This is a genomic window from Moryella indoligenes, from assembly GCF_030812885.1.
In the GTDB taxonomy this organism is placed as follows: Bacteria; Bacillota; Clostridia; order Lachnospirales; family Lachnospiraceae; genus Moryella; species Moryella indoligenes.
The window spans coordinates 18,215-31,772 of the sequence record NZ_JAUSTO010000003.1; the positions used below are offsets into that span (position 1 = coordinate 18,215).

Below are 13,558 nucleotides of genomic sequence, written 5' to 3' on the forward strand. Positions count from 1 at the left end.
TCTTCCTTCTTTAGATTTCACAGAAAATCCCGGCATATCTTCTCTGCCCATTGCTGATACTCTGTGAGTGTCCTGCTCTTTTTTATTTTCTTCAGTTCCCTCTCACAGCCCGGAAAGCGCGCTCCAAGATAAAACCACAGCTCCTTCATGCGGCAGAGTGTCGCATTCTCAAACTGGAAGCTCCGGCTGTAGCTCTGAAGCAGACAGTCGTGAAAGCGGCACAGTCTCTCCCTGCTGTCCTCCGGATATCCTCCCGCAAACCACGCCTCCGCGAGCAGCGGGTCACGAAGAAGCCCACGTCCCAGCATCATGTGTTCTACGGAGGGGAATTGCTCCTCTATCCTCTGAATATCCTCAATATCCAGAATGTCTCCGTTATAGCAGAGCGGCATCCGGGCCACGCGCACGGCGTATGCAAAGGCGTCCATATGAACATGCCCCCTGTAAAATTCCTTCTGTACCCGCGGATGTATTGTGAGCTCCGAGATCGGATAGCGGTTGTAGATCTCCATGAGCGCCGGAAATTCATCCGGATCGCAGCGTCCGATCCTTGTCTTCACGGAGACCGTCAGCTCCGGATCGAGCTTTTCAAAGAGCTCGTCGAAAAACGCGTCCAGCGCATCCAGCTCTGACAGAAAGCCCGAGCCCTTATTTTTTGCCGCCACCGTACCGGATGGACATCCGAGATTCAGATTGAGCTCCCGGTAGCCGCAGTCCTTCAAAAGCTGCGCTGTGTGCAGGAAGTCCTCCGCGCGGTTTGTCAGAATCTGCGGCACCAGCGGAATGCCTGCATTGTTTTCCGGCAGTATATCTCTCCGGTCCCGCTTCGTAATACCGATCCCACCGTGTCCCGGCGAAATGAAGGGACTCATATAATGTGTCACACCTCTGAAACACTGATGGAAGGCATTCCGGAACACATAGCCCGTGATGCCCTCCATCGGTGCGAGGCAGAAGCTCTTTATCATGACTTATCCTCAGTTTTTTTAGCCCCTTTCGCAAAGCGCTTCAGGAGATTCTCTGCGACGCCCTTTGCCGCCGCGGCCTTGTAGCGTCTGCGGGTATTTCCCTCAAAGGTATCCCCGATCGCAATGGCAAGCGCAGCCGTCGGCTCCGCCTTTGTCCCGATCAGCAGCTGCTCTGCCGCCTCCAGGCGGAAGGGCTTCGTCTGGATGGCTCCTGCAATCACGCGGGCCTCCGTGACGACGCCCTGTGCATCCCTCTTTAGTGCGGCCGCGAGACCGATGCGGGAGATCGTCACCTGCTCGCGGTGTCCGAGCTTCTCAAAGGCGGTCTCAAAGCCTGCCAGTGCACGGCGATCTATGATGAAGCGTGTCAGCACCTCATTGTAAGCGCGATCCGTGTCCTTCACGCCGCGGATGAACGCACGGATCGGAACGCTTCTCAGCGCGCCCGCCGGCCCCATGAGCTCCACCTTGGCATCCAGCATCCACAGCACCGGCGGAAGGTCTCCCGCCGGAGAGGCGTTGGCAACATTTCCCCCTATGGTACCCTTGTTTCTGATCTGCACGGAGCCGACGCCGCCTGCCGCCTCAGAGAGTGCTCTGAGCTCCGGATATCCGGCGAAGGCGTGCTCGACCTCCGTCATGGTCGCCATGGCGCCAATAGAAGCAGTATCCTCCGTCACGCGTATCTCCCTGAGCTCCGGAATATCGGAGAGGCTTAAGAGCTTGTCCGGCGAGAGCAGCTTCTCCCGCATCACAATGATGAGATCCGTGCCGCCCCCCAGTATGATGGAGCGCTCTGTCAGCTGGCTGAGCGCCTCCCCCAGCTCCTCAGGATTTTTCGGAATCAGACTGATGCTCATATGCCCTCCCTCAATTCTTTCGCCGCGCGCTTCACTGCGCTTATGATCTGCCCATAACCGGAACAGCGACATATATTTCCGGCGAGCGCCGTACGTATCTCCGCCTCGCTCGGCTCCGGATTCTGCATGAGCAGCGCCTTTGCGGACATAATCATCCCTGCGGTGCAGAAGCCGCACTGCACCGCAATCTCCTCGATGAAGCAGCGCTGCAGCACATCCAGCTCTCCATTCTTCTCCAGTCCCTCAATGGTCAGAACCTCGCGTCCATTGAGCTGCGATGCAAGGGTCAGACAGGCGTGAACCGCCTTGCCGTCCACAATCACCGTACAGGCTCCGCACTCTCCCTCGGAGCAGCCCTCCTTTGTCCCGGTGAGTTCCAGATCCTCGCGCAGAATATCGAGCAGTCTCCGCGTCGGCTCCGTCTCCAGAGAGGTTCTCTCTCCGTTCAATATAAAGTCCAGCCTCACCTCAGTGTTCCTCCTTGCTCAGATATTCCACGATGCGGTCCGATGACATCGGTATCATGCCCATATCGCTGTCCAGCGCCTGATTCACTGCAGCCATCACCGCGGCCGCCGACGGAACAAAGCTCACCTCTCCGATGGACTTCGCACCGAAGGGACCCTCCTTGGAGTGTCCGTCCTGAATCAGCAGCACATCAATATTCGGGAGAGCCGGCGCGTTCATCAGATGATATTTCGACAGGCTGTTCACAGAGCGTCCCTTCGGATCGATCGCAATTTCCTCCCGGAGCGCGGCGCCGCAGCCCTGCTGTGCCGCACCCGTAATCTGTGCGATGCACATCGCGCGGTTGATAGTCTGCCCCAGGTCATGCACGGCGAGATAGCTGAGCACCTTCGTAATTCCGGTCCAGGTATCCACCTCTACCTGCGCAAAGTGCGTGCCTGTGACACCCGGATTCGAGTTGTTCTGTCCGCGCTCCTCCGCAAAGATCTCCCTGCGGAGCACATTGATTGCGCCGTGTCCCACATCGCCGTAGGTAAAGCGCAGCTCGGGATCGCTCTTCGAGCGGATCACCGCTCCCTCGTAGTAGAGTGTGTCCAGCGGGCAGTCCAGAATCTCCGCCGCCCCTTCTATAATCTTCTCTCTCAGCTTCTCCGCACAGCGCTGCGCCGTCCGCCCCACGACAAAGGTACTGCGGCTCGCATAGCAGCCAAAGTCGAAGGGGGTGTTCGCGCTGTCCGCCTCCTTTAATCGGATCCGCTCCATCGGAAGATGCAGGGTCTCCGCAAGTATCATCTTAAATGCGGTCACAGAGCCGCAGCCGTGATCATGCACGCTGATATTGGCCTGCACGGAGCCATCCTCACACATCCGGAGCTCCACGCCCGCAAAGTCCTTGTAGCGCGGGAAGTAGGTATTGCCGTGGCCACCACAGCCGACCCCGGTTCCGCGCTTATAGCGCACATTCTTCGCGTTGAATTCCGCATCTGCCCGCCGCCTCTCTGCCCAGTGGAAGCGCTCCGCCCCCTGAATGAGCGACTCTCTCGTGCGTATCTCCTCCATCGGCAGCCCGGACTTATGATCCGTATCTCCCGGCAGAAGCACGTTCTTAAGCCGCAGCTCCACGGGGTCCATATTCAGCTGCTTCGCGGCCTTCTCCATGGCATGCTCTATCATAGTCGCCGCCTCCGGCCCTGTCCAGCCGCGGTAAGCGCCGGAAACCGGGGTGTTGGTGGAGACCACCCGGCCGTGCATAAGCCCGTGCGGCACGCGATAGCAGCGGAACATCTTGCCGTAGAGTGTACGAATATATGCCGCTGAATTTCCGATATATCCCCCCGCATCACTTAACAGATCCAGATCCATGCGGAGTATGCTGCCGTCCGCCCGGAAACGCGCCTTCAACACTGCGCGCATGGCGCCGCGGCATATTGTGGATCGCATCGTCTCCGCGCGGTCAAAAGCCAGCTTCACCGGACGGCGCAGCTCCTTTGCCAGCACTGCCGCAACCGGCTCAAGCATCCACTCCTGCTTTGCGCCAAAAGACCCCCCCATTGCCGCCTTGATCACGCGCACGCGGCTGTAGGGAAGCTTCAGCATATCCGCAACGACGGTACGAATTCCATGGACAGACTGATTCGGGCTCTCGATGGTGAGCTCGTCGAGATCCGGGTCATAATCCGCAATGCAGACGTGCGTCTCCATGGCGGCGTGGTGCAGACGCGCGATCTCCGTCTCCGCGACGATCTCAATCCCCTCCGCCTCATCCGGCTCCGCCTCTCCCGTCTCCAGAAAGCACTCGCTCTTCACCGGTTCCTCGCCCGGGAGACAGTTCTTCCCCTCCAGCGCCTCATCAAAACTCAGCGCGTAGGGAAGCTCCTGATACTTCACCTCAACCAGCGCAGCTGCGCGCCGTGCCGTCTCCTCATCCCGCGCTGCAACCGCACCGACTCTGTCGCCGACAAAGCGCACGTACTTCTCGAATACGTGCTCCTCCTGGGGCAGTTCATCCTGCGTCGCCTGACTGCGAAAGCGATTGAAGCGGTAATCCTCTGTGTTCAGGCAGTGAAACACGCCATACACTCCCGGCAGTGCGAGCGCTTTTCCGGCATCGACTGAGACCACGTAGCCATGCGGTATCGTGCTGAATATCATCGCGATATGTGCCATGCGCGACATGGTCTTATCTGCCGCATATTTCAGACGCCCGGTCACCTTTCCCCTGGCGTCATGGATCGGAATATCATGTCCTATCAGCTCCATGCTGCTCCTCTCTCCCTGCTCTCATAAAAAAGAGCTAAAACCACAAACTATATTGTGTTTAATCATAGCATTTTGTAATTGAAAAAGCGTTGAAGATTGACAGCTTTATTTCTTTTGTGCTAGCATGAAACCAATTTATCTGTTTCAAATCGGCATACGCTCACACAGGAGGTTCCGCCATGAAGGTCGCAGCCGTAATTGCAGCCGCCGGGCTTTCCGCCAGGATGAGAGATTTCAAGCCTCTGCTCTGCCTCGGCAGTTCCACGATCATCCACCACACCGTCTCCGCACTGCAAAGCGCCGGAGCGGAGGAGGTCATCATAGTCACCGGATATCAGAGCGCCGTTCTCATGCGGCACTTAAATTTGCCCGGCGTTATATTTTTAAAAAACGAACGTTTCGCAGAGACAGATATGCTTGCCTCCCTGCAGCTTGGCCTTGCCGCTGTCTCCCCGGAGGCGGACCGCATCTTTCTGACCCCCGGGGATATCCCTCTGGTGAAGCCTGAGACCATGCGGAAAATGCTGGCAGAGGACGCCGCTGTCGTCCGCCCACTCTTCGAGGGCCGCGGCGGACACCCTCTCCTGCTCCGGAGAGACGCCGTCCCGGCAGTGCTTGATTTCCGGGGAGACGGCGGTCTCAAGGGGCTGCTCCGCACCGGCACACTACAGCTTGCGGAGCTCGAGACCGGTGATCCCGGCATACGCATGGATGCGGATACACCACAGGACTACAAGCGGCTGCTGTGCTACGAGGCACAGCTCGCAGGGCACGGAAACCTTCGGCTCGATCTGCAGCTGAATATCGGCATGGAGGAGCTCTTTCTCACGACAGAGAGTGTACAGCTCCTCGATATGATCGCGCAGACCGGCTCCATCCAGAACGCCTGCGCCTGTATGCACATCTCCTATTCGAAGGGCTGGAAAATGGTGCAGCTCATGGAGCGCCAGCTCGGCTTTCCCGTGGTGCTTCGCACCATCGGCGGCGAGGGAGGCGGCGGCTCTTCGTTGTCTTCACGCGGCGCAGAGCTTCTGTCTGCCTACCGGAGCTTCCACCGCGAGCTCTCCGACCAGGCCGCCCGGCTCTTCGACAAACATTTCCCGGCCTGTCTCCGCGTGTCCTCAGAACGCCAGACAACGGCTGACATCGCAGAAAGAGAGACATAAATGCTGGATCAACAGAATCGGCTGATTGACTATCTGCGCATTTCGGTCACAGACCGCTGCAATCTCCGCTGCCGCTACTGTATGCCCGCGGAGGGCGTGGAGAGCCTTCCTCACGGCGAAATTCTGCGTTATGAGGAGATTCTCCGGCTCGCCCGCATCTTCTCCTCTCTCGGCATCAGAAGAATACGTCTGACCGGAGGCGAGCCGCTGGTGCGGCAGAATCTGGACCAGCTCGTGAGGGGCTTAAAACAGACGCACGGCATACGCTCCGTCTATCTGAGCACCAACGGCGTACTGCTGAAGGCACAGCTCCCCGCACTGCTTGATGCCGGGCTGGACGGCGTCAACCTGAGCATTGACACTCTGGATGCAGCGGAATTTGAAGCGCTCACGCGACGAAACGCACTCGCCGACGCACTCGCCGGGCTTCGCGCGGCACTCGCAATTCCCGGCTTTCAGGTGAAAATCAACTGTGTCCCCTCGGAACTGAACAGCGATCGGTGGTGTGCGCTCGCGGAGCTCGCAAGATCCCACAGCAATCTCGATGTGCGCTTCATAGAGCTCATGCCGCTGGGACTCGGACGAACACTCAGGAGAAAGACCGAGCAGGAGGTACTCTCCGTGCTGGAGGCACGCTTCGGCTCCTCCACCCCCTGTGCCGCAGCCCCCGGCTCCGGGCCAAGCCGTCTGGTGCGTTTCCCCGGCTTTCAGGGGCGCATCGGTTTCATCAGCGCTATGTCCCACAGCTTCTGTGAGCACTGCAACCGCATTCGCCTCACCGCCGACGGAAAGCTGAAGCCGTGCCTCTATTACAGCCATAGCATTGATCTCTGCACGCTTCTGCGCAGCAATGCGGACGACGACCGCATCCGCAATGCCATCGCGCAGGGCATACACGAAAAACCGATGGCGCATCACTTTTCAAACGCGGCCCCGGAAACGGCAGACAGCAGTGAGCTTTGTCCGAATGAAGGCGAGTCGCGGCTCATGAACCAGATCGGAGGCTGAGTATGGACTGGTATCCGCTCTGGAACTCGCTTCGCATCTCACTGATCTCTGCCGGGATCATCTTTTTTGTCGGGATTTTCGCGGCGCACGCTATCGCGGCGGCACCGCGCATCGTGAAGGGACTGCTGGATGTCATTCTCACACTGCCGCTGGTACTTCCCCCCACTGTGGTGGGGTATCTCCTGCTGCGTCTGCTCGGACCCAGACAGCCGCTCGGCGCGTGGGTACTCTCTCACTTTCAGCTGCGGCTCACTATGAACTGGTGGTCCGCCATCTTTGCGACCTGTGTTGTGATCTTCCCCCTGATGTACCGCACTGCGCGGGGAGCCTTCGAGAGCTTTGATGAGACGCTCGCAGATGCCGCCAGAACGCTGGGACGCTCTGAGCGCTGGATCTTCTGGAGAGTCAAGCTCCCCTGCTGCCGCCAAGGAGTACTCGCCGGAACCGTACTCGCCTTTGCAAGAGCTCTCGGAGAATACGGCGCGACCTCCATGATTGCAGGCTACACCCCGGGGCGCACCGCCACCATCTCTACAACAGTCTATCAGCTATGGAGGACCAACAGCGACGCGGAGGCTTTTCTCTGGGTGATGGTGAATATCGCCATCTCCACAGCAGTGCTGCTCTGCGTCAACATGCTGGAACAGAGCAGCCGCAGGCGGCAGAGGAAGGAGGCAGCACATGACGCTCTCCGTTGATATCGAAAAAAAGTTCGGCAGCTTTGAACTGCAACTCTCCTTCACTGCAGCAGAGGGCGTCACCGGTATACTCGGAGCCTCCGGCTGCGGCAAGAGCCTGAGCTTAAAGTGCATCGCCGGACTCATCACACCGGATCGCGGGCGTATCACGCTGAACGGGCGAACGCTCTTTGACTCCGCACGAGGCATCAACCTCCCTCCGCAGAGGCGCGCAGTCGGCTATCTGTTTCAGCAGTATGCGCTCTTTCCCCATATGACCGTCAGAGAAAATATCGCCGCCGGTCTGCACCACTTAAATCACCGTGAAAAGCAGGCGGAGACGCTGCGCCTCCTTAAGCTGTTCCAGCTGGAGGAGCTTTCAGAGCTTCGCCCGGCGCAGCTCTCCGGCGGACAGCAGCAGCGCACCGCACTTGCGCGCATCCTCGCGAGCCGCCCCGAGGCACTTTTACTGGATGAACCCTTCTCCGCGCTGGACAGCTATTTAAAACAGCAGGTGGAGCTCACACTCTTTCAACAGCTCCGGGACTTCTCCGGCCCCATACTCCTTGTGTCCCACAGCCAGCAGGAGATACGGCGGCAGTGTTCACACGTGTGTGTCCTGCACAAGGGACATGCACAGCCCATGCAGACGACAGCAGAGCTCTTCTCTGCTCCGGAGACACTCTCCGCCTGCTGTCTCTCCGGCTGCGAAAATCTGAGTCCGGTGCATCTGCTTCCCGGACAGCGCGCGGAGAGTGCCCTCTGGGGCGCCGTTCTCACCTTGCCCCATTCCTGCCCGCCCGATGTCTGCTATGTCGGCATCCGCGCAGGAGCCCTCCGGCTCTGCACCGCCCCCGGTGTAAACCGCATTCCCTGCGTCCCCCTCACGCGTCCCTTCTCTGACGGCGAGGCGACAGAGCTCCTGCTCTCCACGCCCGGGGGCAGTGCCCCGGAGCAGCTGCTCCGGCTGCGCTGCACGAAGGAGCTTCCCGCACTGAGCGGACCGCTCTACGTCGAGCTGCCGCCGGATGCACTGCAGCTCCTCAGAGCCGATATCTGAGATCAGACAGCGAAACGGACCACATTTCCCGCATTCTGAGTGTTTTTCATGTGAAGCACAGCGTTTTCAACTAAAATTAAACTCTTTTTCGTTAAAGTATAGTTAAATATTGTTGGCATTCTTAAACTGTGAGGTGAAATATGGAAGCACTTGTACTGAATGGTCACAATCTGACTCTGGAAGGCCTTCGTCAGGTCGCCTATGAGGGCCGGGAGGTCGCAATCGCACCGGAGGCGCTGGAGCTCGTGGATCGCGCGAGAGAGGTTCTCTTCCAGATGGCAGGCGAGGGAAAGCCCGTCTACGGTCTGAACCGCGGCGTCGGCTGGAACAAGGACAAGGAGTTCGATCAGGACTTCTTTGAGACCTACAACCGCAACCTGATCAACAGTCACTCTCTGGGGATTGCCCCCTACGCTTCAGTGGAAGAGGTTCGCGCGACGCTCTGCATCCGTCTGAATGCGGCGCTCTGCGGAAGCACCGGCATCTCCTCGGAGATCCTGAAGCTCTATATGGAATTTCTGAACCGCGGCATCCATCCGCGCATTCCACAGCGCGGCTCCATCGGCGAAGGCGATATCACAACGCTCTCCCTCATCGGCCAGAGCATGATTGGCCAGGGCGAGGTGGAGTACAAGGGACGCTACATGCCCGCAGCACAGGCACTCGCCGCTGAGGACATGAAGCCGGCTGTGCTCGGCCCGAAGGACGGTCTCTCCATCGTCTCCTCCAACGCACAGGGCGAGGCGATGACCGCTGTCCTCTACTATCAGTGCAGGGAGCTCGTAGACATGGCAAACGCTGTCTTCTGTCTGAGTCTTGAGGGCCTGAACGGCGGTCTCCAGCCGCTCGGCGCAAAGGTCAATGAGCTGAGAGGGCTGGCAGGACAGATCCGTGTTGCAGAGCAGTGCCGCAGCTTCCTCGCGGGCAGCTATCTTGAGCAGCCCGACCCGAAGCGCGCGCTTCAGGATCCGCTGAGCTTCCGCTGCGCAAGCGGTGTGCACGGGACTGTGCTGGATGCCATGGAATTTATTGAGAAATACATGCAGATCCAGATGAATGCAACGGATGACAACCCCTGCATCCTGATTGACGAGGGCGATACCTCCGTCAGCCAGAACTTTGAGACCACGACGCTGGCTCTCGGTGTCGAGATGCTCGCCAATGCCCTGAACCATGTCTCAAAGTGCATCTGCTACCGCACAATTCATCTCGCGGACCCAGCATTTACTGGGCTGTCCCGCTTCCTGACTCCGGCAGATGTAAAGACCATCGCCTACGGCACAATCCAGAAGGTCTACACTTACCTCGACTCCGAGAACCGCATGCTCGCAAATCCGAGCTCCATGGACTTCATCGCAGTCGCCGGCTCCATCGAGGATCACGCAAGCAACCTTCCTCTCGCCTGCTCCAAGGCGCTGAAAATTGTCCATAACCTCCGCTACATGCTTGGCATCGAGCTGATTCACGCCGCACAGGCGATCGATCTTCGCAGCAAACCGCAGCTCGGCAAGGTGACAGAAGCTGTCTACCACGCATTCCGCAGAGAGATCAGCTTCCTGAGCGAGGACAGAAACTTAAGCTACGACATCGAGACCGCTTACCGCTTCATCCTTGAGGGGCGCCTCATGAAGGCCATCCGGGACGCGGAGAACTGAGTTACACTGCATCCGAAAAACAAAAAGCTGATTTATTTTCAGATTCTTGCAAATCAAATCGGGCAGACTTCGGTCTGCCCGATTTGATTTGCTTATTTGCTTAATTCTGTTCCGAATAGACCTGTTCTGTCCCGGAGACGCGCGCCTTGTTTTTTTTTGCTTATTATTATATGATAAATAACCAAAACCTTATATTGTTTTGGCAGCGTGAAATCAGACCAGTCAGCGAGAGGAGGTGCATCATGGGTATTTTATCTGTCAACATACTCGGAATTCCTTCGATTGAACTGGATGGCAAGGCTGTCATTCTGCCTTATCGCAAGGCGGAGGCTCTGCTCTATTATCTTATCATGAAGCAAAAGGTCGCCCGAAGTGAGATGATAGGACTGCTATGGGCGGACTCCGATACCAATACCGCTCAGAGAAATCTTCGACATGCAATCTACACGCTCCGTAAAACTCTGGGCATGGATATTTTTCTCTCCGGGCAGCGCACTCTGCTCACCCTGGATCCGGCGCTCCCGCTTCGTTCTGACGTAAATGAATTCATGAACGGTGGTGCACTCTCTCTGTACCGCGGAGAGTTTTTAAAGGGCTTCGCCCTCCACCAGGCAGGGTATTTTGAGGACTGGCTCACTGAACAGCGAAACCTTTTTCAGATTCAATACCTGAAGCGCCTCCTCGCCGCCCAGAAAGACGCCCTGCAAAATGGAGATCTCTCCCTTGCAGAGCAGTATGGACTGAAGCATCTGGAAATTGATCCCCTGGATGAGGATGCAACTGTCACACTCATGCGGGTCTACGCCGCAGAAAGGCAGTATCGAAAGGCAATCGAGCTCTACCACAGACTGTCACAGCTCCTCTCCGAGGAGTTTGGCATATCCCCCTTAAAGAGCAGTTCCCAGCTGTACTACGGCATCGTAGACCAATGGAATTCCTCTTCGACAGGACGGGAAGATCGCGCAAATGAAACGCTTCTGATCGGAAAGGAAAGCGCGCTGAAAAAACTGCTTGCCCTCTGCCGCACACCCGAGAGTCTTGGTGGTATCTCCTCAGCCCTCATTGAAGGTGAAGCCGGTGTCGGAAAGAGCTGTCTGCTGAATCATCTGCTCACACACTTTGACTTCTCTGACCGCCTGGTCCTGAAGAGCTACTGCTATCCCTCTGAGCAGGAGACAGCATTTGCTCCCTGGAATTCTATCATGCTCTCACTTATGGCAGAACTGGAGAGCGGAAAAATATCCGTATCGCAGTCTGTGCTTCGTGCAGCCTCCAGTCTCTTTCCCTGCCTCTCTGTGGATTCGCACGCAGATATAGAGCCCGCCGGACACTACGCGCTTCACCCGAACTATCAGGCTTCACTGGAAAGTGTCATACTCCTGCTTGCCGTGATATCACAGCACAATCCCCTCCTTCTTGTATTCGAGGACATTCACTGGATGGATACAGGAAGCGCCAGTCTGCTCGGACTGCTGCTGCGCAGACTGCGTGCCCCCCAGCTAACCGTGCTCTGCACAGCTCGCACCATCGTACCGGAGCACATCTCCAGGCTGATACGCACTGTGGAGCAGGACAAGCTGATGGAGCGGCTTCTCCTAAAAAATTTTAACCGGAGTGAGACAGAGCGCTTCATACGGGCAAGCCTCAGTGATTATAGCGCAGACAGACAGCTGAACGATATCTACCGTGCCACAGAGGGCAATGCGCTGCTGCTCGTGCAGCTCGTGAATTCCTATCTGGAAGGTGCTGAGCCGGACAAGGTTCCGGACGACCTGGAAAAGCTGATGGACTACCGCCTCGCAAATCTTTCATCGGATGAACGCAAGGTGCTGGATCTTATCTCAGTCTTTACTGACTGGGCGAAGCTCGATACGCTCACTGCCATACTTACCATGGGCACGCTGGAGCTCACCTACACCTGCCACCAGCTTTGTCAGCGCATGCTGCTTCAGGAATCCTTGAAAAATGGTGAGCTGAGTTATGCTCTCGCTCATGAAAAAATCAAGTCTATACTTGTGCAGCAGCAGTCCGAGTCCGCGCGACGTATCCTCCATCTGCGTGTCGCTCAGCAGATGGAGCTGCAGCTCTCTGCACAGAGAACTCCTGTCTATGACAGACTGATCTACCACCTCTCCGAGGGTGGCGATAAAATCAATGTCTTCCGCTATCGTGTGCTGGCACTGAATGCCTACACCGGACTTACCTACGCTCTCCTTCCCACGCTGCGGGAACTTTCCGACGATGAGAATCCGCGGACAGAGGATCCGTTGCATACAGATTCACTGTCACTGTCCGACTACATTCACACATTGGAGAAGGAACTCGCCGCGCTGCGGCTCAACACAGCCCAGAACAGCATACTCGACAGTTCTGAGCTGATCCTGCTTCACTCCAAGAGCCGCTGCTGTATTTACGGTGGAAATTACAGGGAGGGACTCCCCACCATCGAGCAGCTCATCGAGCGCGCTACCGCTCTCCAAGACACAGACATGCTCGTGCGTGCGCACCTGCAGTACATCTATTATGGTATACAGATCTACGATCGCAGGGTGATGAAAACACATCTTGAGGCGGAACAGGCTCTCCTCACGGGGCGAAGGCTCAGCGTGGAGTATGGTGTTTACCTGCGCCTGTCCGGTCTTCTGAAACTGATGTATGCAAGGTATCGCGAGGCAAGGGAACTTCTGGATGAATCCGTACAGCTCTTCCAGGCTCTGGATAGCGACGGACATATGCAGTATGAAATCCATATTGCGGGAGCCTATAACTACATCGCCGAGAGCTATCGCCTTGAGGGCAATTATAAAGCTGCCTTTGATTACTACGACAGAGCCATACGCCACAACCGGAGTCTCGGCTACTACCCGGGAACAGCGGTCTTTTTCACCAACTGTGGTGTGGCTGCCTTTCAGTCGGGTGACAGGACGCGCGCGCGGCTGCAATTTGAGCATGCGCGACGCATCTATACCTCCTCACACGAGTACAGCGGCTATCCCATCGCGCTGAGCTATCTGGCATTTTTTGCTGCCGAGGCAGGAAACTATCACGAGGCCGCATCCAAACTACGAGAGGCTCATAAAATCAGCGATCGCATGGGCTCTCCCTGGTGGAAGGGCATTGCTCTCTTCCTCTCCTGGCGCATACGCATGCTGCCGGCGCTGAGTCAGGAGGCCCCGGAGGAGCTCCATGCACTCTGGCCCGCAGACCCTGCAGAACACTGCCGTCTCTGCCTCTCTTATCTGAAGCAGATGCAGCCCATCCCGGAAACTTCAGAAATAGAAAATGCGCTGAAACAGCTCACAAATGACCTGCCTTCCTGACGGAAAAGGAGCGATCTACACATCATTCAGATGTATAGATCGCTCCTTTTATTCTGTACTTTTTAATTCACCGGAGTATTACGCGCTTCCGGAATCACAAGTGACTAACAAATGCTG

Annotated in this window: 10 protein-coding genes; 6 read left to right on the forward strand and 4 right to left on the reverse strand. The window is 57.1% G+C overall.

Translation table 11 applies throughout. From position 1 onward, the window contains the following. Positions 1 to 17: 17 nt before the first annotated feature. From J2S20_RS02900 to J2S20_RS02915, 4 genes are read right to left on the reverse strand one after another with little or no spacing between them, the layout of a single operon-like run. A complete protein-coding gene (locus J2S20_RS02900; RefSeq protein ID WP_307253084.1) occupies positions 18 to 968 on the reverse strand; it encodes a tRNA dihydrouridine synthase in 951 nt (316 codons plus the stop codon). Then, entirely contained in the window at positions 965 to 1,828 is an 864-nt protein-coding gene (locus J2S20_RS02905; RefSeq protein WP_307253088.1) for an FAD binding domain-containing protein, read from the reverse strand. The genes J2S20_RS02900 and J2S20_RS02905 overlap by 4 nt, the downstream gene beginning before the upstream one ends. Next, the gene (locus J2S20_RS02910) at positions 1,825 to 2,295 is read right to left on the reverse strand and encodes a (2Fe-2S)-binding protein (protein WP_106611676.1); all 471 of its coding nucleotides are present in this window, start codon (positions 2,293 to 2,295) and stop codon (positions 1,825 to 1,827) included. The genes J2S20_RS02905 and J2S20_RS02910 overlap by 4 nt, the downstream gene beginning before the upstream one ends. Before the next feature lies 1 nt (position 2,296). Next, the gene (locus tag J2S20_RS02915) at positions 2,297 to 4,555 is read right to left on the reverse strand and encodes a xanthine dehydrogenase family protein molybdopterin-binding subunit (protein ID WP_106611675.1); all 2,259 of its coding nucleotides are present in this window, start codon (positions 4,553 to 4,555) and stop codon (positions 2,297 to 2,299) included. Positions 4,556 to 4,734: 179 nt separating this feature from the next. Here J2S20_RS02915 and J2S20_RS02920 point away from each other — a divergent pair, with 179 nt between their 5' ends. The 6 genes from J2S20_RS02920 to J2S20_RS02945 all read left to right on the forward strand — a co-directional run bounded on the left by J2S20_RS02920 (position 4,735) and on the right by J2S20_RS02945 (position 13,441). Next, positions 4,735 to 5,721, forward strand: a complete 987-nt coding sequence (locus J2S20_RS02920) for an NTP transferase domain-containing protein (RefSeq protein ID WP_307253096.1) — start codon at positions 4,735 to 4,737, stop codon at positions 5,719 to 5,721. Next, the gene (gene moaA / locus J2S20_RS02925; protein ID WP_307253098.1) at positions 5,722 to 6,729 is read left to right on the forward strand and encodes a GTP 3',8-cyclase MoaA; all 1,008 of its coding nucleotides are present in this window, start codon (positions 5,722 to 5,724) and stop codon (positions 6,727 to 6,729) included. A gap of 2 nt (positions 6,730 to 6,731) precedes the next feature. Continuing rightward, the gene (modB, locus tag J2S20_RS02930) at positions 6,732 to 7,427 is read left to right on the forward strand and encodes a molybdate ABC transporter permease subunit (protein WP_106611672.1); all 696 of its coding nucleotides are present in this window, start codon (positions 6,732 to 6,734) and stop codon (positions 7,425 to 7,427) included. Beyond that, positions 7,411 to 8,466: a sulfate/molybdate ABC transporter ATP-binding protein gene (locus tag J2S20_RS02935; protein ID WP_307253103.1), complete on the forward strand. Its 1,056-nt coding sequence runs from the start codon at positions 7,411 to 7,413 to the stop codon at positions 8,464 to 8,466. Before modB ends, J2S20_RS02935 begins: the two co-directional genes overlap by 17 nt. Positions 8,467 to 8,606: 140 nt before the next feature. Further along, positions 8,607 to 10,121: an HAL/PAL/TAL family ammonia-lyase gene (locus tag J2S20_RS02940; protein WP_307253106.1), complete on the forward strand. Its 1,515-nt coding sequence runs from the start codon at positions 8,607 to 8,609 to the stop codon at positions 10,119 to 10,121. A 242-nt stretch (positions 10,122 to 10,363) separates the two neighbouring features. Continuing rightward, complete coding sequence (locus tag J2S20_RS02945) at positions 10,364 to 13,441, forward strand: AAA family ATPase (protein ID WP_170065363.1); 3,078 nt, start codon at positions 10,364 to 10,366, stop codon at positions 13,439 to 13,441. Positions 13,442 to 13,558 lie beyond the last annotated feature (117 nt).